Annotated in this window: 21 protein-coding genes; 20 read left to right on the top strand and 1 reads right to left on the bottom strand. The window is 62.0% G+C overall.

Features of this window, described 5'->3' with window-relative positions:
- The first annotated feature begins 49 nt into the window (after nucleotides 1-49).
- The 16 genes from ACSSV3_RS08165 (at nucleotide 50) to ACSSV3_RS08090 (ending at nucleotide 15,294) form a co-directional block, all read left to right on the top strand.
- The gene (locus ACSSV3_RS08165) at nucleotides 50-193 is read left to right on the top strand and encodes a hypothetical protein (RefSeq protein ID WP_354324446.1); all 144 of its coding nucleotides are present in this window, start codon (nucleotides 50-52) and stop codon (nucleotides 191-193) included.
- Complete coding sequence (locus tag ACSSV3_RS08160) at nucleotides 190-366, top strand: hypothetical protein (RefSeq protein ID WP_354324447.1); 177 nt, start codon at nucleotides 190-192, stop codon at nucleotides 364-366. The genes ACSSV3_RS08165 and ACSSV3_RS08160 overlap by 4 nt, the downstream gene beginning before the upstream one ends.
- The gene (gene nuoF / locus ACSSV3_RS08155; RefSeq protein ID WP_354324448.1) at nucleotides 366-1,658 is read left to right on the top strand and encodes an NADH-quinone oxidoreductase subunit NuoF; all 1,293 of its coding nucleotides are present in this window, start codon (nucleotides 366-368) and stop codon (nucleotides 1,656-1,658) included. The genes ACSSV3_RS08160 and nuoF overlap by 1 nt, the downstream gene beginning before the upstream one ends.
- On the top strand, nucleotides 1,655-1,933 hold the full coding sequence (locus ACSSV3_RS08150) for a hypothetical protein (RefSeq protein ID WP_354324449.1): 279 nt from the start codon (nucleotides 1,655-1,657) through the stop codon (nucleotides 1,931-1,933). Before nuoF ends, ACSSV3_RS08150 begins: the two co-directional genes overlap by 4 nt.
- Nucleotides 1,933-3,951 carry an NADH-quinone oxidoreductase subunit NuoG gene (gene nuoG / locus ACSSV3_RS08145; RefSeq protein ID WP_354324450.1) on the top strand — a complete coding sequence of 673 codons (2,019 nt, stop codon included), beginning with the start codon at nucleotides 1,933-1,935 and terminating at the stop codon, nucleotides 3,949-3,951. Before ACSSV3_RS08150 ends, nuoG begins: the two co-directional genes overlap by 1 nt.
- Nucleotides 3,952-4,090: 139 nt before the next feature.
- Nucleotides 4,091-5,137 (top strand): NADH-quinone oxidoreductase subunit NuoH, encoded by a 1,047-nt coding sequence (gene nuoH, locus ACSSV3_RS08140; protein ID WP_354324451.1) that lies wholly within the window; start codon nucleotides 4,091-4,093, stop codon nucleotides 5,135-5,137.
- On the top strand, nucleotides 5,134-5,622 hold the full coding sequence (nuoI, locus tag ACSSV3_RS08135; RefSeq protein WP_354324452.1) for an NADH-quinone oxidoreductase subunit NuoI: 489 nt from the start codon (nucleotides 5,134-5,136) through the stop codon (nucleotides 5,620-5,622). The genes nuoH and nuoI overlap by 4 nt, the downstream gene beginning before the upstream one ends.
- 147 nt (nucleotides 5,623-5,769) lie before the next feature.
- Nucleotides 5,770-6,393 carry an NADH-quinone oxidoreductase subunit J gene (locus ACSSV3_RS08130; protein WP_354324453.1) on the top strand — a complete coding sequence of 208 codons (624 nt, stop codon included), beginning with the start codon at nucleotides 5,770-5,772 and terminating at the stop codon, nucleotides 6,391-6,393.
- On the top strand, nucleotides 6,393-6,710 hold the full coding sequence (nuoK, locus tag ACSSV3_RS08125) for an NADH-quinone oxidoreductase subunit NuoK (RefSeq protein ID WP_354324532.1): 318 nt from the start codon (nucleotides 6,393-6,395) through the stop codon (nucleotides 6,708-6,710). The genes ACSSV3_RS08130 and nuoK overlap by 1 nt, the downstream gene beginning before the upstream one ends.
- Nucleotides 6,711-6,717: 7 nt before the next feature.
- On the top strand, nucleotides 6,718-8,712 hold the full coding sequence (gene nuoL, locus ACSSV3_RS08120; protein ID WP_354324454.1) for an NADH-quinone oxidoreductase subunit L: 1,995 nt from the start codon (nucleotides 6,718-6,720) through the stop codon (nucleotides 8,710-8,712).
- A gap of 14 nt (nucleotides 8,713-8,726) precedes the next feature.
- The gene (locus ACSSV3_RS08115) at nucleotides 8,727-10,292 is read left to right on the top strand and encodes an NADH-quinone oxidoreductase subunit M (protein WP_354324455.1); all 1,566 of its coding nucleotides are present in this window, start codon (nucleotides 8,727-8,729) and stop codon (nucleotides 10,290-10,292) included.
- Nucleotides 10,292-11,770, top strand: coding sequence for an NADH-quinone oxidoreductase subunit NuoN (gene nuoN / locus ACSSV3_RS08110; RefSeq protein ID WP_354324456.1), 1,479 nt, complete (start codon nucleotides 10,292-10,294; stop codon nucleotides 11,768-11,770). Before ACSSV3_RS08115 ends, nuoN begins: the two co-directional genes overlap by 1 nt.
- The gene (locus tag ACSSV3_RS08105; RefSeq protein ID WP_354324457.1) at nucleotides 11,767-12,492 is read left to right on the top strand and encodes a biotin--[acetyl-CoA-carboxylase] ligase; all 726 of its coding nucleotides are present in this window, start codon (nucleotides 11,767-11,769) and stop codon (nucleotides 12,490-12,492) included. The genes nuoN and ACSSV3_RS08105 overlap by 4 nt, the downstream gene beginning before the upstream one ends.
- A gap of 29 nt (nucleotides 12,493-12,521) precedes the next feature.
- Nucleotides 12,522-13,316: a type III pantothenate kinase gene (locus ACSSV3_RS08100; protein ID WP_354324458.1), complete on the top strand. Its 795-nt coding sequence runs from the start codon at nucleotides 12,522-12,524 to the stop codon at nucleotides 13,314-13,316.
- A 38-nt stretch (nucleotides 13,317-13,354) separates the two neighbouring features.
- Nucleotides 13,355-15,010, top strand: a complete 1,656-nt coding sequence (locus ACSSV3_RS08095) for a ribonuclease J (RefSeq protein WP_354324459.1) — start codon at nucleotides 13,355-13,357, stop codon at nucleotides 15,008-15,010.
- Complete coding sequence (locus ACSSV3_RS08090) at nucleotides 15,010-15,294, top strand: DUF1467 family protein (protein WP_354324460.1); 285 nt, start codon at nucleotides 15,010-15,012, stop codon at nucleotides 15,292-15,294. Before ACSSV3_RS08095 ends, ACSSV3_RS08090 begins: the two co-directional genes overlap by 1 nt.
- A gap of 98 nt (nucleotides 15,295-15,392) precedes the next feature.
- Here ACSSV3_RS08090 and ACSSV3_RS08085 read toward each other — a convergent pair whose 3' ends face one another.
- The gene (locus ACSSV3_RS08085; protein WP_354324461.1) at nucleotides 15,393-17,774 is read right to left on the bottom strand and encodes a coiled-coil domain-containing protein; all 2,382 of its coding nucleotides are present in this window, start codon (nucleotides 17,772-17,774) and stop codon (nucleotides 15,393-15,395) included.
- A gap of 69 nt (nucleotides 17,775-17,843) precedes the next feature.
- Between ACSSV3_RS08085 and ACSSV3_RS08080 the strand changes: the two genes are divergently transcribed.
- The 4 genes from ACSSV3_RS08080 (at nucleotide 17,844) to ACSSV3_RS08065 (ending at nucleotide 21,829) form a co-directional block, all read left to right on the top strand.
- Nucleotides 17,844-18,155: an Hpt domain-containing protein gene (locus ACSSV3_RS08080; protein WP_354324462.1), complete on the top strand. Its 312-nt coding sequence runs from the start codon at nucleotides 17,844-17,846 to the stop codon at nucleotides 18,153-18,155.
- A gap of 79 nt (nucleotides 18,156-18,234) precedes the next feature.
- A complete protein-coding gene (locus ACSSV3_RS08075; protein ID WP_354324464.1) occupies nucleotides 18,235-19,431 on the top strand; it encodes a hypothetical protein in 1,197 nt (398 codons plus the stop codon).
- 41 nt (nucleotides 19,432-19,472) lie between these two features.
- Nucleotides 19,473-20,423 carry a hypothetical protein gene (locus tag ACSSV3_RS08070; protein WP_354324466.1) on the top strand — a complete coding sequence of 317 codons (951 nt, stop codon included), beginning with the start codon at nucleotides 19,473-19,475 and terminating at the stop codon, nucleotides 20,421-20,423.
- Entirely contained in the window at nucleotides 20,420-21,829 is a 1,410-nt protein-coding gene (locus ACSSV3_RS08065; RefSeq protein ID WP_354324468.1) for a sensor histidine kinase, read from the top strand. Before ACSSV3_RS08070 ends, ACSSV3_RS08065 begins: the two co-directional genes overlap by 4 nt.
- Nucleotides 21,830-21,845 lie beyond the last annotated feature (16 nt).

Here is a 21,845-nt window from a genome sequence, read left to right as displayed (position 1 = left end):
TGTTGCCTGAGGCCCCAGCTTTCGCTGGGGTGACGGGAGAGGTTGCAAAGTGACCGAAGCCGTCTCCATACTTGGCGCGCTGATCCTCGCCTTCATCGCCTACAAGGTGCTGATGGGTCTGGTGCGCGTGGGGGTGATCATCCTCATCCTCGCGGTGCTGGCAGGGCTGTGGCAGCAGGGAGTGATCGGATGAATTCGCTCACGCTCGCCTTTGTCGTCCTCGGGCTGACCGGCTTTGCGCTGGGTGCGGTGTTGAGCGCGACCGGCAAGATGGAAATGGGCGTGATCCTGATGGGTCTCGGACTTGCCTTCCAAGTGATTTCGCTGGTGCGGCTGAAACGCGCCAAAACTCAAGGGAAGCAGTGATGCTTGGCGATAAGGATCGCATCTTTACCAACGTTTACGGCTTTCAGGATTGGGGCCTGAAGGCAGCGCAGGCGCGCGGCGATTGGGACGACACCAAGGCGCTGCTCGCACGCGGGCCGGACGCGATCATCGAGGAAATGAAGGCTTCGGGCCTGCGCGGACGCGGAGGGGCGGGTTTTCCCACGGGGCTCAAGTGGTCCTTCATGCCCAAGGAATCGCGCGACGGTCGCCCCAGCTTCCTCGTCATCAACGCCGACGAATCCGAACCGGGTAGCTGCAAGGACCGCGAAATCCTGCGCCACGATCCGCACAAGCTGGTCGAAGGCGCGCTGGTCGCAGGCTTCGCGATGCGGGCGCGGGCGGCCTATATCTACGTGCGGGGTGAGTATATCCGTGAGGCCGAGACGCTCCAGAAGGCGATTCACGAAGCCTATGACGCGGGGCTGATCGGCAAGAACGCCTGCGGTTCGGGCTACGACTTCGACGTGTTCATGCACCGCGGCGCGGGCGCCTATATCTGCGGCGAAGAAACCGCGATGATCGAAAGCCTCGAAGGCAAAAAGGGCCAGCCGCGCCTCAAGCCTCCGTTCCCGGCGGGCGCGGGGCTCTATGGCTGCCCGACAACGGTCAACAACGTCGAAAGCATCGCGGTCGCGCCGACGATCCTGCGGCGCGGGGCCTCGTGGTTCAGCTCCTTCGGGCGCGAGAACAACAAGGGCACCAAATTGTTCCAGATTTCCGGCCACGTGGAAAAGCCCTGCGTCGTCGAGGAAGCGATGAGCATCCCCTTCGAGGAGCTGATCGAAAAGCACTGCGGCGGCATTCGCGGCGGGTGGGACAATCTGCTGGCGGTGATCCCCGGCGGCTCGTCCGTGCCGCTCGTCCCCGCCGCGCAAATCCGCCACGCGCCGATGGACTTTGACGGGCTGAAGGAACTGGGCTCGGGCCTCGGCACGGCAGCGGTGATCGTCATGGACAAGTCCACCGACATCGTCCGCGCGATCAGCCGCCTCAGCTATTTCTACAAGCACGAAAGCTGCGGCCAGTGCACCCCCTGCCGCGAAGGCACAGGCTGGATGTGGCGGATGATGGAACGCCTGCGCACCGGCGATGCTGCGATCGAGGAAATCGACATGCTGCACGAAGTCACCAAGCAGGTCGAAGGCCACACGATCTGCGCGCTGGGCGATGCGGCGGCGTGGCCGATCCAGGGGCTGATCCGGCATTTCCGGCCGGAACTTGAGCGACGGATCAACGAACATAACGCGCAGTTTGCGGAAGCGGCGGAGTGACTGAGCCGCTCATCTATAAAGACCACGAGTTTAAGGTCGGTCCTCGCAAGGGGATCACTGAGCGTCGCGTGCCCTACCGCTACACCGATGGGTTCTTTCGGGTTTATGACCCGAACAGCAACCTGAAGTTCAACATAGATGCAAACGCCACCAAGGTGTCGACGCTTGCGGAAGTCGCGCACTACCTTCGCCAAGGTTACGGATTGCGTATGACAGGTCCGCATACGCCATCGCCTAGCCTCTGCTCCGCCAACAACATCGTGGTAGAAGACTGATGCCTAAAGTCACCGTAGATGGTCAGGAAATCGAAGTCCCCGCGGGCGCGACTGTTTTGCAGGCGTGCGAGTTGGCGGGCAAGGAAATCCCGCGTTTCTGCTATCACGAACGGCTCAGCATCGCGGGCAATTGCCGCATGTGTCTGGTCGAGGTGAAGCCTGGCCCGCCCAAGCCGCAAGCTAGCTGCGCGCTGCCCGCTGCCGAGGGTCAGGAAATCCGCACCGATAGCCCGATGGTCAAGAAGGCCCGCGAAGGGGTGATGGAGTTCCTGCTCATCAACCACCCGCTCGATTGCCCGATCTGTGATCAGGGCGGCGAGTGCGATCTTCAGGATCAGGCGGTCGCCTATGGCCGCGGCGGTTCGCGTTATGCCCGCGAAAACAAGCGCGCCGTGACCGAGAAATACATGGGTCCGCTGATCAAGACGATCATGACCCGCTGCATCCACTGCACCCGCTGCGTGCGCTTTTCCGAGGAAATCGCCGGCGTGGACGAAATCGGCGCGCTGTATCGCGGCGAAGATATGCAGATCACCACCTATCTCGAACAGGCGGCGGCGCATGAGCTGAGCGCCAATGTCATCGACCTGTGTCCGGTCGGCGCGCTGACCTCGCGGCCTTACGCCTTTGAGGCGCGGCCGTGGGAGCTGAAGAAGACACTCAGCATTGATGTGTCGGACGCGGTGGGGGCGAACATCACGCTCCATTCCAAGGGACGCGAAGTCATGCGCGCGCTGCCACGCGTCAATGACGACGTGAACGAGGAGTGGTTGAGCGACAAGGGCCGCTATCAGGTCGACGGGCTGACCAAGCGGCGGCTCGACCGGGTTTGGGTGCGCCGGGATGGCCGGTTACAGCCTGCTGAGTGGAGCGAAGCCTTCGGCATGATCGCGGGCGCTCTGGAAGGCGACAAAGCCAGCATTGCGGCGGTGGCGGGCGATATGCTCGATGCCGAGACGATGTTTGCGGCGAAGGCGCTGGTCAATGCCTGCGGTTCGCAGCTGATCGAAGCGCGCCAGACCGGCATGACTTATGATGTGTCAAATCTCGCGGCGGTGAACTTCAATTCGACCTTCGCGGGCATCGAGACGGCTGATGCGATCCTGATCATCGGCAGCCATGTCCGCTGGGAAGCGGCGCTGCTCAATGTCCGGCTGCGCAAGGCGGTGAAGGCGGGGGCGAAGGTCTTTGTGGTCGGGCCGGAATGGGAAACGACCTATCCGGCGACCTTGCTCGGTAGCGACCTGAAACTGCTCAACCGCGTGCCCAAGGAACTGGGTGACGTCATGAAGGCGGCCAAGCGCCCGGCGGTGATCCTCGGCGCGGCGGCGCTGGCCAAGGGCGCGCTGCCTGCTGCGCTGAAGCTGGTCGACAAGTTCGGGCTGGTGAAAGACGATTGGAACGGGTTCAACGTGCTGCACATTTCGGCGGCGCGGATGGCTTCGCTGATGCTTGATTTCACAGTTCCGGGCGGCATGGGCGACATCGCCGCTGCCGCGCCCAAAGTGCTGCTCAGCCTCGGCGCGGACGAGATGGATTACGGCGCGTTCGCGGGGAGCCTCAAGGTCTATATCGGCCACCACGGCGATAAGGGCGCGCATCACGCCGACATCATCCTGCCCGGTGCATCCTATGCCGAGAAGGACGGGACTTACGTCAACACCGAAGGCCGGGTGCAGTTCGCCGAAAAGGCCGTGTTCGCCCCCGGCGATGCGCGCGAGGACTGGACGATTTTGCGCGCGCTCGCCGATGCGCTAGGCGTCACGGTCGGCTTCGACAGCTTTGCCGAGCTTCAGGCGAAGATGATTGCCGCCGTGCCTGCTCTTGGCGAAGAAGGCCTCGCCGATTACGGCGCGCTGCCCAAGGCGGACAGCGGCGCGAAGTCCGAGGGCGAGATCACCGGCTATCCGGTCAAGGATTTCTACCTCACCAACCCTATCGCCCGCGCGAGCGAAGTGATGCAGCGCTGTTCGGATGAATTGCTGCACGGGGCCGATGTGAAGGAGGCTGCGGAATGAGCCATTTTCTGCCTCCGACCAATTTCGTCATTGCGAGCGAAGCGAAGCAATCCATGGCCCTATCCACGGCGTCGCAGAGCAACGGCCCATGGGTTGCCGCGTCGTCTGCGGCTCCTCGCAATGACGAGGGAGTGAATCGATGACCGCTTTCTTCCAATCCCTCGGCCTCTCCTACGAATGGGCCTGGACCGTCGCGACCTTTGCGGGGATCCTGATCATCTCGCTGCTCGTAATGTTCAGCGTCGCCATGGTGATCTATGTCGACCGCAAGGTGTTGGGCGCGATCATGATGCGGCGTGGGCCGAATGTGGTCGGGCCGTTCGGCTTGCTGCAGAGCTTCGCGGATGGGCTCAAGGTCTTCCTGCAGGAAACCATCATCCCATCAGCCGCTAACAAGGGCATCTTCCTGCTCGCGCCGATTATCACCTTTACCGTCGCGCTGGCGGCGTGGGCGGTGATCCCGTTCGATGCGGGCGTGGTGCTGGCGGATATCAACGTGGGTCTGCTCTACATCCTCGCGATCTCTTCGATGGGGGTTTACGGCGTGGTGATGAGCGGGTGGGCGTCGAACTCCAAATACCCGTTCTTCTCGGCGATGCGCGCTTCGGCGCAGATGATCTCCTACGAAGTCTCGATCGGCTTCGTGCTGGTGTGCGTGGTGCTGTTTGCTGGCACCTTCAACCTGTCGGGCATCGTCAATGCGCAGCAAGGCTTCGGCCTCGGCGTGATCAACGCCTATGCGGTGCATCCGCTGTTGTTCCCGATGTGGGTGGTGTTCTTCATCTCGGCGCTGGCCGAAACCGCACGCGCGCCGTTTGACCTGACCGAGGCGGAGAGCGAGCTGGTTGCGGGCTACCAGACCGAATATTCCTCGATGAGCTTCGCGCTGTTCTGGCTCGGCGAGTATGCCAACATCCTGCTGATGTGCTCGCTAAACACACTGCTGTTCTGGGGCGGATGGCTGCCGCCGATTGACTGGGCGCCGCTCTACATGGTGCCGGGGATCATCTGGTTCCTGCTCAAGACCTTCGTGTTCTTCTTCATGTTCAGCTGGATCTGGGCCACCGTGCCGCGCTACCGTTATGACCAACTGATGCGCCTCGGGTGGAAGGTGTTCCTGCCGATGAGCCTGCTGTTTGTCGCTGCCACTTCCGGTTATCTCATGGCCATTGGGCATTTTTCATGACCACCGTCTCCCACCTCATCAAATCGTTCACCCTCTGGGAATTCCTCAAAGCGCACGCGCTGACCTTGAAGTATTTCTTCAAGCCCAAGGTGACGATCAACTACCCGTTTGAAAAAGCCCCGCTCTCGCCCCGCTTCCGTGGCGAACACGCGCTGCGGCGCTATCCCAATGGCGAGGAACGTTGCATCGCGTGCAAGCTGTGCGAGGCTGTGTGCCCTGCGCAGGCGATCACCATCGACAGCGAACCGCGCGAAGACGGCAGCCGCCGCACCACGCGTTATGACATCGACATGACCAAGTGCATCTATTGCGGTTTCTGTCAGGAAGCCTGCCCGGTCGACGCCATCGTCGAAGGGCCGAATTTCGAATACGCCACCGAAACCCGCGAGGAGCTGTTGTATGACAAGGCCAAATTGCTCAGCAATGGTGACAAGTGGGAACGGGCCATCGCGGCCAACCTTGAAGCCGACGCACCCTACCGCTAGGGCGCGCCGCAGAGAGTTGTAGGATCAATATTTCGTCATCCCGGCACCAATGAATTCGGGGCCGGGATCTAGCTTGGACTAAGGGATCACATTGCCGCTTTCTGGACTTCGGCCTTGGCCGGGGTAACGGACCGGCGGAGACACGACATGATACAGGCCATCGCCTTCTATTTCTTCGCGACCATCGTGGTCGGCGCCGCTGTGATGGTTATCATGGCGAAGAACCCCGTGCATTCGGTGCTGTGGCTGATCCTGACCTTCTTCAACGCCGCCGGGCTTATGGTGATGGTGGGCGCAGAGTTCATCGCGATGCTGCTGGTGATCGTTTACGTCGGCGCGGTCGCGGTATTGTTCCTGTTTGTGGTGATGATGCTCGACATTGATTTTGCCGCGATGCGCGCAGGCTTTATCCGCAATGTCCCGTTGGGGCTGGCGATTGCAGCGGTGCTGCTGGCCGAATTGCTGCTGGCGGTGGGCGCATACAATGCAGGCGGAATATCGCTCGGCGTGCCCGATGGCAGCGCGATGCAGGCGGCTGATGTCAGCAATATCGAGGCGCTCGGCGCGCTGCTTTATGGTCGGTATATCCTGTTGTTCGAAATCGCCGGGATCATCCTGCTGGTGGCGATGATCGGGGCGATTGTGCTGACCCTCCAGCCGCCGAAGCTCGGTGCGCGTGCGCGGCAGGACGTGGGCAAGCAGATCCGCCGCCGTCCCGAAGATGCAACCGTCATGAAGAACCCGGAGATCGGGCAAGGGGTTGAACTATGATGAGTGCAGGTGGGATTGGTATCGAACACTACCTTACCGTGGGCGCGATTTTGTTCGTGCTTGGGGTGTTGGGGATTTTCCTCAACCGCAAGAATGTGATCGTGATCCTGATGGCGATCGAGCTGATCCTGCTCGCCGTGAACATCAATCTGGTCGCCTTCAGCGCGTTTATGCAGGATCTGGTGGGGCAGGTTTTCGCGATGCTGGTGTTGACCGTGGCGGCGGCCGAAGCCGCCATCGGCCTTGCGATCCTGGTGATTTATTTCCGCGGACGCGGCTCAATTGCGGTTGATGATATCAACCGGATGAAGGGGTAAGCGACCAGTGCAGACCCAGATCCTCCTCATCGTGTTTGCGCCGCTGCTGGCGGCTGTGATTGCCGGTCTGGGCAACCGCATGATCGGCAATCTTGCGGCCAAGTCGATCACCACCGGCGCGCTGGTCCTGTCAGCTATCCTGAGCTGGCCGATCTTCCTCGGCTTTATCGCCGGGACTGAAACCGCCGAAGTGGTGCAGGTGTTGAAGTGGGTCGAAAGCGGCTCGCTCTCCTTCGATTGGGCCTTGCGGGTCGATACGCTGACGGCGGTCATGCTGGTCGTGATCAACACGGTTTCGGCAATCGTGCATATCTATTCGTGGGGGTATATGGAGGAAGACCCGGATCAGCCGCGGTTCTTCGCCTACCTTTCGCTGTTCACCTTTGCGATGCTGATGCTGGTGACGGCTGATAATCTGGTGCAGATGTTCTTCGGTTGGGAAGGGGTTGGGCTGGCGTCCTATCTGCTGATCGGGTTCTGGTTCAAAAAGCCCAGCGCCGGGGCCGCCGCGATCAAGGCGTTTGTGGTCAACCGGGTCGGCGATCTGGGCTTCATGCTCGGCATTTTCGGCACCTATCTGGTGTTCCAGACCACTTCGATCCCCGAAATTCTGGCCGAGGCGCCGGCGATGAGCGGATCGACCATCACCTTTGTCGGGATGCGCCTCTATACGATGGACATCCTGTGCATCCTCCTGTTCATCGGCGCGATGGGAAAGAGCGCGCAGTTGGGCCTGCACACTTGGCTGCCCGATGCGATGGAGGGGCCGACGCCGGTTTCCGCGCTGATCCACGCCGCGACAATGGTGACGGCGGGTGTGTTCATGGTCTGCCGTCTGTCGCCAATGTTCGAAACCGCTCCGACCGCGCTGATGGTCGTCACGGTAATCGGTGCTGCCACCTGCTTCTTTGCCGCTACCATCGGCACCACGCAGTGGGACATCAAGCGGGTGATCGCCTATTCAACCTGTTCGCAGCTCGGCTATATGTTCTTTGCTGCCGGGGTGGGCGCATACGGGGCGGCGATGTTCCACCTGTTCACCCACGCTTTCTTCAAGGCGCTGCTGTTCCTTGGCGCGGGCAGTGTGATCCACGCGATGCATCACGAACAGGACATGCGCTATTACGGCGGGCTGAGGAAACGCATTCCGTTCACCTTCTACGCGATGCTGGCGGGCACCTTGGCGATCACCGGGCTGGGCGTTTACCACCTTGGCGTCGGCTTTGCCGGGTTCTGGTCGAAGGACGCCGTGCTCGAAGTAGCCTTTGCGCGCGGTACGCAGATTTCAGTGATGTCGTTCTGGCTGGGCGTTGGTGCTGCCTTGCTGACCAGCTTCTACAGCTGGCGGCTGATGTTCCTGACCTTCTGGGGCAAGCCGCGCTGGATCGAGAGCGAGCATATCCAGCATTCCGTCCACAAGACCCCGGAACAGGCGGGAGAAGATACCACAGGCGGCTATCACCCGCATGAAAGCCCGGTGTCGATGCTGGTGCCGCTCGGCCTGCTGGCTGTTGGCGCGGTTGCGGCAGGGCAGGTGTTTGCGCCGAGCTTCCTCGATAATGCGGCATTCTGGGCCGGGTCGATCTTTTATAACGAGCCGTTAATTCATGCCATGCACGCTGTGCCCTATTGGGTAAAGTATTCGGCGCTGGTCGTGATGCTGCTCGGCTTTGCGGGTGCGTATCTCGCCTATATCGCCAAGCCTGATATCCCGGCCAAGTTCGTCGCGACTTTCGGCGGCTTGCACAACTTCGTCTACCACAAGTGGTATTTTGACGAGTTGTATGATCGGATTTTTGTGAAACCCGCTTTCTGGCTCGGTCGCCAATTCTGGAAGCTCGGCGATATTGGCACGATCGACCGGTTTGGCCCCAATGGCATCGCCTGGGTTGTTGATCGCAGCGCGGTGGCCGCCAAGTCGATCCAGTCGGGCTACCTCTACACCTACGCGTTGATCATGCTGCTCGGGCTGGTCGCCGCTATCACTTACGTTCTGCTGTAGGAGCTCGCTTCGTCATGGAAGGCCTACCCATCCTGTCGTTGATGATGCTCGTGCCGCTGGCGGGCGCGATGGCGTGTCTGTTTGCGGGCGCTGCTGCCGCGCGGTGGATTGCACTGGGGACGACACTCGTCACCTTTGTTCTCGGCGTGGTGCTGTGGTCGAATTTCCAGATCGGGGGCGCGCAATGGCAGTTCACTGAACGGGCTGAACTGTTCGCGGGCTTTACATGGGCGTTGGGGATCGACGGCATTGCGCTGATGTTGATCATGCTCAGCGTGTTCCTGATGCCGATCTGCATTCTGGCGAGCTGGGATGCCGTGCAAAAGCGCGTCGGCGAATACATGGCGGCCTTCCTGTTCATGGAAGTGCTGATGATCGGCACGTTTTCGGCGCAGGATCTGTTCCTGTTCTATATCTTCTTCGAGGCAGGCCTGATCCCGATGTATCTGATCATCGGGGTTTGGGGCGGGGACAACCGCATTTACGCCAGTTACAAGTTCTTCCTCTACACCCTGCTCGGATCGGTGCTGATGCTGATTGCGATGTTCTGGATGGTGGCAGAGGCTGGCACCTCCGACATCCCGACATTGATGCAATACTCCTTCCCGCCAGGCGCGCAGACGTGGCTGTGGTTGGCATTCTTCGCCAGTTTCGCGGTTAAGGTTCCGATGTGGCCGTTCCACACCTGGCTGCCCGATGCCCACGTGCAGGCGCCCACGGCAGGGTCGGTGATCTTGGCGGGCGTGCTGCTCAAGCTGGGCGGTTATGGCTTTGTCCGTTTCAGCCTGCCGATGTTCCCTGAGGCCTCGGCGCAATTTGCGTGGCTGGTGTTTGTCCTGTCGATGATCGCAGTGGTCTACACCTCGCTGGTCGCACTGGTGCAGTCAGACATGAAGAAGCTGATCGCCTATTCATCGGTCGCGCATATGGCGATTGTGACCGTGGGCCTGTTCGCCTTCAACGTGCAGGGGCTGGAAGGCGCGATGATCGTGATGCTGTCGCACGGGCTTGTTTCGGCCGCGCTGTTCCTGTGCGTGGGTGTGATCTACGACCGGCTGCACACGCGTGAGATTGCGCGTTACGGCGGGCTGGCGATCAATATGCCTTATTATGCGCTGTTCTTCCTGCTGTTCACGATGGCGAGCATCGGCCTTCCGGGAACCAGCGGATTTGTGGGAGAGTTCCTCGCCTTGGCGGGCATTTATCAGACGTCCAGCCTTGTGGCGCTGGTGGCGACGACCGGGATCATTCTGGGCGCGGCCTATATGCTCTATCTCTATCGCCGGGTCGCATTTGGCGGGCAGGTGCATGAAGACGCGGCCGCGATGCGCGACATTTCGGCGCGTGAATGGTTGATGATGGCCCCGATTGCCGCTTCCGTGCTGTGGATGGGGGTTTACCCTGAAAGTTTCCTTGCCCCGATGCGCGCTGACATTGCCGTGCTTGATGCGCGGCTTGCGGCAGCGGCTCCGGCTAGCGATGCCGCTTTGACCGCAGGTGCTCCCCGCGCCGAAGCCGCCAATGCGCTTTCGCATAAAAACGGCGCCAATCATTCGAGCGCCGAGGAGGGCGCGCACTGATGGATTTCGCTCACTCCTTCGCGCTGATCGCGCCAGAATTGCTGCTGACCGCGGCGGGCCTCGCGCTGTTGCTGGTTGGTGCTTGGGGTGGTGACAAGTCCGCAAGGCTTGTCGCCATTGCCGCCGCAGCCGCCTTGTTCGGTGCGGGTTTCATGCTGGTGCCGGGGCTGCATTTCGGGGTGGACGGCCCGGCCACGCTGGCGTTTGGCGGGCTAATCAAGGTCGATAGCTTCGCGCTGTTTGCCAAGGCGTTGATCTATCTTGCTGCGATTGGCGCGCTGATGGTCGCGCCAGCGTTTTTCAACAGTGCGGCGGCGGGCACAGAGCGCGGGATGCGCGCCGAATATCCGGTGCTGATGCTATTCGCCGCTGTCGGCATGAGCATCATGGTTTCGGCCAATGATTTCATGACGCTCTACCTCGGGCTCGAACTCAACAGCTTGTCGGCCTATGTGCTGGCCGCAATCCTGCGGCGCGACACGCGTTCGGGCGAGGCGGGGCTGAAGTATTTCGTGCTCGGCGCGCTGGCATCGGGCATCCTGCTTTACGGGATGAGTCTGCTTTACGGCTTCACCGGCGGCACCGCGTTCACCGCCGTGCGCGCGGGTCTGACCGGAGAAATGGGCATTGGCGCGCTGTTCGGTGTGATCTTCGTTCTGTCGGGCCTCGCATTCAAGATTTCGGCGGTGCCGTTCCACATGTGGACGCCCGACGTTTACGAAGGCGCGCCGACCCCCGTCACCGCGTTCTTCGCTACCGCTCCCAAGGTGGCTGCCGTGGCGCTCACCGCGCGGGTGGTGTTTGAAGTGTTCGGCGCGCAAGTCGATGCGTGGCAGCAGATCGTGATGTTCACCGCGCTCGCCTCCATCATCTTCGGCGCGCTTGGGGCGATCGGGCAGGAGAATTTGAAGCGCCTGCTGGCCTATTCGTCGATCAACAATGTCGGATTCATCCTGCTGGGTCTTGCGGTCGCGAACGAGACCGGGGTGAGCGCCATGCTGGTCTATCTGTTCATCTATGTCGCGATGAGCCTTGGCAGTTTTGTTGCTCTGCTGATGCTGCGCGGTGAAGATGGCGCGCTGTTTGAAACCTTCGCCGATATCCGGGGCCTCTCGGTCACGCGACCTGCGATTGCCTGGGCGTTGCTGCTGTTCATGTTCAGCCTCGCGGGCATTCCGCCGCTGCTCGGTTTCTACGGCAAGTTCGTGGTGTTTCAGGCTACTATCGAAGCCGGGTTGGTCGCCTTTGGCGCCATCGCCATTGCGGCGAGCGTGATCGGGGCGTTCTACTACATCAAGTTCGTCAAGGTGATGTTCTTCGATGCACCGGCGGGCGTGGTCACAGGCAAGAGCGGCGCTGCGCACTGGGTGCTGCTAGGGCTGACGGCGGCGATTGTTTCACCGCTAGGCTATCTGCTGACCCCGTCGCTGACCGATCTGGCAGACAAGGCCGCAGCCTCGCTGTTCCTTGCGGTTTGACGGTTTCGCCTGACATTCGACTGGTCGAAGAAACCGGCTCGACCAATGCTGACCTCGTCGCGGCCATCCGCAGCGCAGAAGGATGGCCAGAAGGGCATTGGCTGGTTGCGCACCGCCAGACTGCTGGGCGCGGGCGGCAGGGACGCGAATGGTTTGATGGCACGGGCAATTTCATGGGCTCAACCGTGGTTGCTCTGCGCACAGACGATCCACCTCCGGCCTCGCTCAGCTTCGTTGCAGCCATCAGTGTCTTCCAAGCCTGTCGAATTGTTAAAGACAGCGCCGCTGGGCTGGCGCTCAAGTGGCCCAATGACGTGCTGCTGAACCACGGCAAATTATCGGGCATTCTGCTGGAGATGGTGCGCGGGCAGGTGGTGGTCGGCGTTGGCGTCAACCTTGCTCGCGCGCCGCAATTGCCCGACCGCAAGGTGGTAGCGCTCGCCGACGTCAGCGATCCTGTGCCAATCGCGGTTTTCGCCGAAACGCTGGCCGGGCAGTTTGCCCGCAACCTTGCCTATTGGCGTGATGCTGGCATTGGCCCTACACTCGAAGTATTTCTGGGGCTGTCAATCCACACCCGGGGTTCGTCCGTAACCGTCCACGATAGCGATGGGTCGCAGCTCTCCGGCAACTTCGCGGGGTTGGACGAAAGCGATGGTGCTTTGCGGCTACGCTTGGCGGATGGCAGCGAACGTGTCATTCGCGCCGGGGATATCGTCTGAAATGATGACTGGATTAAGGAGTGCGCCCAATGCTGCTTGCCGCTGATGTCGGGAACACCAACGTCGTTTTTGCGCTGTTCGAGCCTTGCCCGGACGGTTCGCACACCACCCGCGCGCGCTGGCGGATCGCCACCGATCCACGCCGTACGGGCGATGAATATGCGGTGTGGCTGCTGCAATTGCTGGCCATCGAAGGGGTTGCGCGCGACCAGATAACTCAGATTATTGTCGCCTCCGTCGTGCCGCGTGCCGACCATAACCTGACCGTGCTGTGCCAGAAATATTTCGGCATCACTCCGTTATTCGCCGGGCAGGGTAAAGCCGCCTGGCAGTTCGCAATCGACGTCGATCAACCGTCCTCGCTGGGCGCTGACCGTGCGCTCAACATCCTCGCTGCGCATCACAAATATGGCGGTGATCTGATTGTGGTTGATTTCGGCACCGCGACAAAGTTTGAAGCGGTTGATTTCACCGGTGCATACAAGGGCGGATCAATCGCGCCGGGGATCAACCTGTCACTCGATGCACTGGTCGGCAAAACCGCCAAGCTGCCGCGCATCGCCATTCGTGCACCCGACAACCGCAGCGTGATTGGCCGCAACACCGAAGACCAGATGCTGATCGGCGTGTTCTGGGGTTATGTCGCGATGATGGAAGGCATGGTCGCGCGGATGAAAACCGAAATTGGCCGCCCGGCAAAGGTTGTAGCCACCGGCGGGCTCGCCATATTGTTCGATGACGCCACCGACATTTTCGACCACGTCGATGCTGACCTGACGCTGGACGGCCTCGCCATCCTTGCGCGTCAGGCCGAAACCGCTTGAACCTATTTTATCCCTCTCCTGACAGAACCGGAAACACCTTGAAGAAAGATTTTACGCCCGAAGATGAATTGCTGTTCCTTGCGCTCGGCGGTTCCGGCGAAATTGGCATGAACGTCAATCTCTATGGCTGCCAGGGCAAATGGATCATGGTTGATCTGGGCATGACCTTTTCGGGCAACGAATATCCTGGCGTCGAACTGGTATTTGCCGACCTTGATTTCATTGAGGAGCGCCGCAAGGATCTGCTCGCCGTCGTGCTGACCCACGCGCATGAAGATCACATCGGCGCAGTCCCCTATTTCGCGGGCGAGTTGGGCGTGCCGCTTTATGCCACCCCGTTCACCGCCGATCTGGTGGCGCGCAAGCTCGAGGAAGCAGGGCTGCTTGGCAAGGTCAAACTCAATATTATCGAGGAAGATCACGGCGAGATCGACATCGGCCCGTTCAAAATAACCTATCTGCCGCTGGCGCACTCGATTGCCGAAGGCAACGCACTGCTGATCGACACGCCGCATGGGCGCATCTTCCACACTGGCGACTGGAAGCTCGACGAAGAACCGATCATTGGCGAGCCCACCACCGAAGAAGAACTGCGCGCTATCGGTGACGAAGGCGTGCTGGCGCTGGTGTGCGATTCGACCAATGTGTTTAATCCCGAACCCTCCGGCTCCGAAGGCGCAGTGCATCGCGGGTTGATGGAAGAGGTTGCGCGGCACAAGGGCAAGCGCGTCGTCGTCACCACCTTCGCCAGCAACGTCGCGCGGCTGCACACGCTGGGCGAGGTCGCGCGCGAAACGGGGCGGCAGATTTGCGTCGCAGGCCGCTCGCTCGACCGGATTATCGAGGTCGCGCAGGATAATGGCTATCTTGACGATTTCCCCACGCCGGTCAGTTTCGACACCGCAATGGGCCTGCCGCGCGGCGAAGTGCTGATCATCGCCACCGGCGGGCAGGGCGAACCGCGTGCTGCGCTGGGCCGGATGGCGGATAGTAATCATCCGATTGAACTGGCTGCGGGCGACGTGGTGCTATTCTCCTCGCGCCAGATCCCCGGCAATGAAATCCCGATCGCCAAGATTCAGAACCAGCTCGCCTCGCGCGGGATTGTGACCGTGAGCGACCGGCAGGCCTTTATCCATGTCTCGGGCCATCCGGGGCGGCCAGAGCTTGAGGCGCTGTATGATTGGTTGCGGCCAGACGTGCTGGTGCCTGTCCACGGCGAAATCCGCCATATGACTGAGCAGGCGCGGGTCGGCAAAGCCGCCGGGATCCCGGCGCAAGTGGTGCAGAAGAACGGCGATCTTGTGCGCCTAGCCCCCGGCAAGCCGGGCAAGCTGGCCGAAGTGCGTGCGGGGCGTCTGGTGCTCGATGGCGACATTATCGCGCGCGCTAACGGCGAAGCGATCACCATGCGCCGCCGGATCGCGCAAGATGGCGTGCTGGTGGTGGTGCTCGCGCGCGGGCAGGCACCATTGGTGGAGGCAATTGGCCTGCCGTTGGATGAAGACCTGCCAGATTTTCTTGAAGAGGCCGCTGGCGACGTGCTTGCTGCGATCAATCGGCTCAAGGGCAAGGACGCACGCGATTCAGCTGTGATCCACGAAGCAGCCCGGCTCGCCGCCCGCCGTGCGGCGCAGCGTTGGTCGGGTAAGAAACCGCAGGTGCGCGTGGTGATGCCGGGGGTACCTGCCTGATGCAGATCACTTCGATTGCGGCGATCTATTTCCTGTTCTGGGTGATGAGCGCGTTCGTGATGTTGCCGTTCGGCGTGCGCACCGCCGATGAAGCCGGGGAGGCAAAGGTACCTGGACAGGCGGACAGCGCCCCGGTCAATTTCCGCCCCGGCAGGGTGGCGTTGCGGGCAACGATCATCGCGGCGTTGTTCACCGGGCTGTTCGTCGCCAATTACCAATATGGCTGGGTCACTGTTGCCGATATCGACATTATGCCCAAGCCGCCGGGAGCAGCGGCGCGCTAGAGCGGGCTGCGTTAAATCTGACGCAGGTCGCCCGCTCTAGCCTTTGTTGTCGCATCGTAAAAAGCTGAAAACCGGTTCCCACTTTTCAGCACGATGCTCTAGCTGCGCAGGCGCTGGATCGCCTGTGCCAGCGCTACATAGAGCTTGCCCATTTCCGAACCCAGCACCGTCACGCTCAGCGCGTGGCCATCACGGGTCGACAGGATCGAGCGCAGCATCGCCTCGAAATCGTGAATGTAGCGGCTGACATTGGCCTTGAACACATCGTCCGCGTTGTAGAGCGATTCAATCTCACGCGCGGTGCCATTGTCGATCAGGCGCACCGCGCGGCGCGTAAAGATACCGCGGTCGCCCTTCAGATAGGCATCCCATGCGGTGTCAGCCACTTCGGTGGACAGCGCGGTGCTGATATCGATGGCAGCCGAATTGAGGCTGTCGGTGATCAGCGCCATGCGCCGCGCGAAGTCATTATTGATCTGTTCTTCAGCCAGTTCGCGCGCACGCGTCACGCGGTGTTCGAGATTGCCGGTAAGCTCGTTCACCCGCACAAGCTGATCGCGCAGCTGGATGGTTACTTCCCGGCCGACGCCCGAGGCACGGGCTGCTGCTTGCTCCAGCTTGCCGATCATCGTGGCTGCTTCATTTTGTAGCGCGCGTTCGAGCACCTCGACCGCTTCGCCGCCGAGGTTCTGAGCGAGCGCAGCGGTCTTTTCCCGCGCACCGGAATCAAGTGTGGCAAAGGCCTGTGCAATCGCTGTCTCCAGCGTGCCGAGCGCATCGCGCAACCGTTCCTGCGTGTCAGCGGCGAGCGTTCCGCTTTCCTCCGCCAGCCGCGCGAACCCGCCGCGCAGGCCCTGTAGGCGGGCGAGCGCGTCGTCTGACTGTTCGGCGAGGCGTGATCGGAACCCGGCAATCGCTTCATCGGCGGCGTCGATCTCGCTGCGGGTTTGCAGCAGATAGCCAGACAGGTCGTTACCTTGCTCGCTTGAACGCAGCATCAACTGGTTGACCGTGTCAGCGCGCGCCTCAACCTCAGAGAGCGCTTCGCCGACTCCGGTGATCGACTGGGTCAGATCTTCGCGTGTGGTGCGCGCGCCCGACTGGATGATTTCCAGCAGGCGAATGCCGCTTTCGGTGAGTTGCGCCAATTGTGTCTCAGTTGCGGCAAGCGCGGCGCGTTTGTCGGCCAAATGTTCCCCAAGCGTGTCAAGGCCTGTCGTAAGGTTGGCGCGTGCAGCTTCACCGTGCTCGTCAATTTCGCGTATCATCTGCCCCAACTGGTCGATGCGTTCTGCCACTGCTTCGCCATGCGCCAGCAGCTTTTCAGTATCGGCAATCTGCGCTTCACGCCGCAGAGCCAGGGCATCATCAAGTTCGCTAAGCCGCTGTGCCAGCAGTTCGCTTGCTTGCGCTTCGTGAGTTTCGAACGCGGCCTGGCGCTGTTCAAACTGTTCGGCAAGTGCGCGGCTTCGTTCACTCAGCTGGCTGTCGAAAGCCTCAATCTCGGACGTGGTTTGCCGTGCCCGTTTGCCCAGCGCGGCGAGCGCAGTGGCTTCCAGCGCGTCGAGCCGGGCACGGTAGGCTTCGGCATCGGTCTGCAAGGCGACAAATCGCTGGGTGACGAGCGCTTCGATCCGGGTCAGCTGATCCTCGAACCCGGTGAGTGTTTCACCCACCCGCTCACCCAGACTACGCACCTGCGTTTCGCTGGCGGCACCAAAAGTGTTGAGCCTCTCGAACCCGGCCACCAGCCGTTCAAGCTGATCCTGGGCATTGCGCCCTGCGCCGCCGATCTGGTTGGCGACGTCGCGCGCGGAATTGGCGATCACCGGCAGGTCATCGCGCAGCCGGTTCATGTTGCCGAGCGCGGTTTCGCTGGCGCTGCCAATCGCCTCGACCTGCGCGCCGTTGGTGGTGATGAGCGCCTGCAATTCGCCTGCATGGGTGGAAATCCGCTCCGCAGCGATCCGGCCCAGCGATTCCAGATCGCGCGATTGCGCGCCCAGAAATTCCCGCGCGAGGCTGAGTTCGCGGTTGACCACCTTGAGACGTGCTTCGAGCGCGGCGCTTTCCTGGTTCATCTGCGCGGCGCTGGCGGCAAAGCGATTGGCTTCTGCGCGCGATGATCGCATGGCAAGCAACCAGACGATCCCGACCAGAGCAACCGGTACCGACCATTGCACAGCCCAGCCTGCCCACAGATCTGGGGCAGGGTTGGCAAGCAATTTTGCCCAATGCGCCCAGACGAAAAATGCCGACCATGCGAAAATGGTTGCCATTGCCAAAGTCGGTGCCACCCACCCGAACCGGGATGTCGGCAGAGCGGGGTCACTGTCAGCGATCCAGCTTTCTGACAGCTCCAGTTCCGCCGTATCTGGCGATGCCGCGTTATCAGCGACATTGTCCGGCGAAACCGGCTCCGTTGCGCCGTTTTCCCCGCTCTTGCGCCCCAAGGCGCGCATCTGGTGCCGTCCTGCCATATTGCTATCATAACACAGTCGGACTCGTGATAAACCCCGCTTTAACCCAATTTGCCTTATGATCGTGTCATGGCGTTTGATAATGGAGCCCTTGATGCGACCCTTGCGGCGGCGGCCGGCGATGATGCCGTGCTGCTGCGCGAGCTGCGCGCGGCGTTTCTGGAAAGCGCGGCTCGCCAGCTTGACCTGCTCAAACGGGCGCGCTGCGATGGCAACTGGAACGTTGCGGCAATGCGGCTGAAGGGGCTGGCGGCAAGTTTCCATGCCGATGATTTGTTGCAGGCGGCTGAAATTGCACTGCGGGCAGCACCGGGAGAGCCGCTGGCGATCCGCGAGATCGAAGCGGTGCTCGCGCGTTTCTCTCGCACCGCACGTCGCTGATCCCATGATGGTGCTTGAACGATTGCGCTGAACCCGCCAATCCCTCAGTCTTTCCGTGGCTCGATCGGAGATGTGAGGGATGCGCACCGGCCTGATTGCTGCTGTCACACGCACCGCGAACGGCGAATTGCGCGCCGAATTGCCTGTGGCCGGGCGGTCGGTGCTGGCTTGGCAGGTGGCGTTGATGCGCGATCTGGGGGTCGAACGGATACTCTGTCTGTGCGAGGACGTGCGCGGTGAACTTCTGCGTCTGCAACACGAGGTTGAGGCGGGCGGCGGCGCGTTTCATGCGTTGAAAGGCTTTGCCGCGCTTCCGGCGCTGGTTCGGGCCGAGGATGATCTTATCATACTGCGCGATGGGCTGGTGCCCGATCCGCTGCTGGCGCGCTCGCTGGTGGAGGCTGACCTCGGCCTGCGCCGGATGGTCGCCTGCCTGCCTTCCGATCATCCGCTTGCGACCAGCCACCCTCACGACTTTGAGCGTGTTGATGCGGTGCACCATTGGGCCGGACTGCTGGTAATGCGCGGTGCGCCAGTGCAACAATTGGCTGATTTTCCTGCGGATGCCGATGCGGTTTCGGTGCTGCTGCGGCTCGCCCTGCAAGCTGGAACGCCTTGTCACGGCTTAACCGCAAATGCGTTGACGGATGAGGCTTGGTTGCTGGCCGATTGCGCCGATGCGATCACGCGGCACGAACAGGCCATGATTGCAAAAGCAGCGCCAGAATCGGATTGGCGCGCGCCGCTGACGACACTGGCGGCGGTGCTGGTGCGAAAACTTGCGCCGCGCGGCCTGATGCGGGCACCAATGCTTGGCGCAGCCGCAGCATTCGCCTTGCTGATTGGCGGAGCGGTGACGGCGGCGTTGGGGGCGGCAGCGGGCGGCCTTGCGCTGGCGGCGCTTGGCAATTTTGCAGCGCGGCTTTCGGGCGGCTTTGCGACGCTGCGCCAGCATCTGCTGCGTCAGCACACCGCTGGGCGGCGCGGGGCAATTGCGGGGGTTTTGGTGGATGTTTTGACCGCAGTTGCGATATGGTTTGCGCTATCCCCCTGGCCCGAATGGACTGCGCTGGCGGTATCTGGGCCGATGGCCATTGGGCTGGCACGACTTGCGTCAAAAACAACCAATACCGCGCTGGCGGCGGTTGCATCCGACCGGGCGAGCCAGTTGCTGTTGCTCGCCTTGGCGGCGGTTTTCGGTTTGCTGCCCGAGGCGGTCGCAATCATGGCATTGGCGCTGCTTGCCGCTTTGCTACTGCGCAAAGCTGACAATTGAACTAACGCGGCCTTAACTATGCAGGTGTTAGGCCTGCAAGGATGGGCGAAGAAACGATGGACCTTGCCGCCGACCAAGCTGTCGAGGCGATCCTGCGGGATGAACTCGCGCGCGAAGACCGCGCGGCGGCGGCGGTCGTCCCGGTGCTGCGCCATTTGCTCGCCAGTGACGCCCATGCATTGGTGCGCGACGCTATCCTTGCGCGGGTGCGCGGCATGGTGGTGGATTGCGCCGCACAATTGCTGGCCGCGATGGCCGGACGTGATCCCGCCGCTCGTTCGCCATCGCTGGCCGATCCGGCGATGATCGATTTCTGGGCCGATCGCTTGATGCGTGACGAGCCGCTGCTCAGCTTCTGTCATGCGCTTGCCAATGAGGGCCTGCTTGCGGAAAAGTTCCAGTTGCGCCGCGCCATCGACCCGGTGCTCAGCCCGCTATTGCAGGAACTGATCGCGTCCGATGACCCTGCGATTGCCAGTCTGGCGATGAGCGCGCTGGCCGCGCAGTCGCGCTTTATCCAGAGCCAGCGCCGGATGGAGTTGCCCTTGGGCGAACTTCCGGCTGAGCTTTTCCATGCGGTGATCGCGATTGGCCTGCGCCATGCGGCCGATGACACGGCGCGCGCCGCGCTCGAACGGGTGCCGCTGCGTTATGATGAGGCCGCCAGCCGGCTCGGGCTGCTTGCGCGTCTTGTCGCGGCGATGCGGCGCGGGGCGGTGGCGGCAATGGCGATAGACCACGCCGGACTTGCCTTGTTTTCGAGCGCGCTAGCTGCACAAACCCGCCAGCCGAGAGAATCGGTGGTGCTGGCCTGTCACGAAGGGCAGGGCGCTCGGCTAGCCCTGGCATTGAGATCGGCCGGACTTTCCTTGCCTGAGATCGAACGGCAATATCTGCTGGTTGAGCCTGCCGCCCGGATGCCGCGCGCGATTGCCACGCTATCGCCCGAACACGCTGCGACCATGCTGGCGGCAAGCAGAGCGGCATCATGAACACCATCGACCGGCACGACAATCTGCTGGGCACCTGCGGGCTCACCGATGCGCACGACCGCCTGTTGAGCGCTGATGAGCAGCTGGCTGAATTGCAGGAGCGCTGCGGCGGTGATCTGCCGGGAACGCTGGCAATCCCCGAATTGCTGGAACTGGTCCGGCAATCGCGCCGCATGGGGTTGCGCATCGCGCGCAGTTTCAGTGCCTTTGATGGCGATGCCATGATCTCCGGGTTTGCGCGAATTCATCCGCTGACCGAAGCTGATGGCGGCGGGTGCGAGGTGCTGATCGACAATTGGCAGCGCAGCGCACTGGCTCCGCCGAGCAACCGTGAATTTGCCGAAAAGATTGATGCGATTGATCGCGCCACTGCGGAAGTGACCGCGCGGCTCGATGCAAGCCAGCGCGTGCAGGTGCTGAGCGCAATTGCACCGGATGCGGCGGACTTGCAGGCAGCGGCGACAGCGCAGCCCGGGGCGGTTTGGAGCGACTTGGTCAATCTCAGCGCGGTCAGCCACTATCAACCGTTGCACTGGCGCTTGCTCGATGGCGCACACTGCGGCTTTGACGGATCGCAGCGGCATTGGCGTATCCGTTTGATCCCGCTGGGGCCTGATGCCCATAATCCTGTTGGGTTTGAACTGCTGCTGATCGCGGATGAGCCGTTGATCACCGTTCCTTCGGACGAAGGGGATCAAGCAGGCAGCGAGGATAGCGCGCCAACCCGGCTGATCGGCACCGCGCTCACCCCGGTGCTGCGCCAACCGATTGCGCGGATCATCGCCAATGCCGAAACGATCCGCGCGCGCCTCGCCGGGCCGCTGCGCGACGAATACAGCGAATATGCCGGAACCATCGCCAGCGCAGGGCAGCATCTCGCGGCGATGCTTGATGATCTGGCCGATCTTGAGGTTGTGGAAACGCCGGGCTTTGCCACCGCGCGGGAGCCGGTTGATCTGGCCGACGCGGCATCGCGAGCGGCGGGCATCCTCGGCGTGCGCGCGCAAAACCGCGACATTGTGATAGAAGTGGCTGGCACGCGCGGCGAGGCGGTGGCGACTGCCGAATTCCGCCGCGTGCTGCAAATCCTCATCAATCTGATCGGCAATGCGATTGCCTATTCGCCGGTGGGCAGCACGGTGCGGATCACCGCCGGGCCTGCGGGTGAGGGGCGTGTCGGTGTTACCGTGGCGGACGAAGGCCCCGGTGTTACGCCCGAACAGGCAGAGCGCATTTTTGACAAGTTCGAACGGCTTGGCCGCGACAGCGATGGCGGCAAGGACAAGGGATCAGGCCTCGGCCTGTTCATCTCGCGCCGCCTTGCCGAAGCGATGGATGGCAGTCTGACGGTCGAAAGCGCCGCAGGGGGCGGGGCACTGTTCAGGCTTGAACTGCCCGCGCAATAGCCGCCCCGACTGCCGC

The sequence above is a fragment of the Porphyrobacter sp. MBR-49 genome (assembly GCF_053628655.1).
Note: the sequence above shows the minus strand (reverse complement) of the source record. Positions and strands in the feature narration are given on the sequence as shown.

Bases quoted from the DNA above. Each gene is read 5' to 3' on its own strand.
- ACSSV3_RS08160 (WP_354324447.1), top strand. From the start codon at position 190: ATGAATTCGCTCACGCTCGCCTTTGTCGTCCTCGGGCTGACCGGCTTT.
- nuoF (WP_354324448.1), top strand. From the start codon at position 366: ATGCTTGGCGATAAGGATCGCATCTTTACCAACGTTTACGGCTTTCAG.
- nuoG (WP_354324450.1), top strand. From the start codon at position 1,933: ATGCCTAAAGTCACCGTAGATGGTCAGGAAATCGAAGTCCCCGCGGGC.
- nuoH (WP_354324451.1), top strand. From the start codon at position 4,091: ATGACCGCTTTCTTCCAATCCCTCGGCCTCTCCTACGAATGGGCCTGG.
- nuoI (WP_354324452.1), top strand. From the start codon at position 5,134: ATGACCACCGTCTCCCACCTCATCAAATCGTTCACCCTCTGGGAATTC.
- ACSSV3_RS08130 (WP_354324453.1), top strand. From the start codon at position 5,770: ATGATACAGGCCATCGCCTTCTATTTCTTCGCGACCATCGTGGTCGGC.
- nuoK (WP_354324532.1), top strand. From the start codon at position 6,393: ATGAGTGCAGGTGGGATTGGTATCGAACACTACCTTACCGTGGGCGCG.
- ACSSV3_RS08115 (WP_354324455.1), top strand. From the start codon at position 8,727: ATGGAAGGCCTACCCATCCTGTCGTTGATGATGCTCGTGCCGCTGGCG.
- nuoN (WP_354324456.1), top strand. From the start codon at position 10,292: ATGGATTTCGCTCACTCCTTCGCGCTGATCGCGCCAGAATTGCTGCTG.
- ACSSV3_RS08100 (WP_354324458.1), top strand. From the start codon at position 12,522: ATGCTGCTTGCCGCTGATGTCGGGAACACCAACGTCGTTTTTGCGCTG.
- ACSSV3_RS08090 (WP_354324460.1), top strand. From the start codon at position 15,010: ATGCAGATCACTTCGATTGCGGCGATCTATTTCCTGTTCTGGGTGATG.
- ACSSV3_RS08085 (WP_354324461.1), bottom strand. From the start codon at position 17,774: ATGGCAGGACGGCACCAGATGCGCGCCTTGGGGCGCAAGAGCGGGGAA.
- ACSSV3_RS08080 (WP_354324462.1), top strand. From the start codon at position 17,844: ATGGCGTTTGATAATGGAGCCCTTGATGCGACCCTTGCGGCGGCGGCC.
- ACSSV3_RS08075 (WP_354324464.1), top strand. From the start codon at position 18,235: ATGCGCACCGGCCTGATTGCTGCTGTCACACGCACCGCGAACGGCGAA.
- ACSSV3_RS08070 (WP_354324466.1), top strand. From the start codon at position 19,473: ATGGGCGAAGAAACGATGGACCTTGCCGCCGACCAAGCTGTCGAGGCG.
- ACSSV3_RS08065 (WP_354324468.1), top strand. From the start codon at position 20,420: ATGAACACCATCGACCGGCACGACAATCTGCTGGGCACCTGCGGGCTC.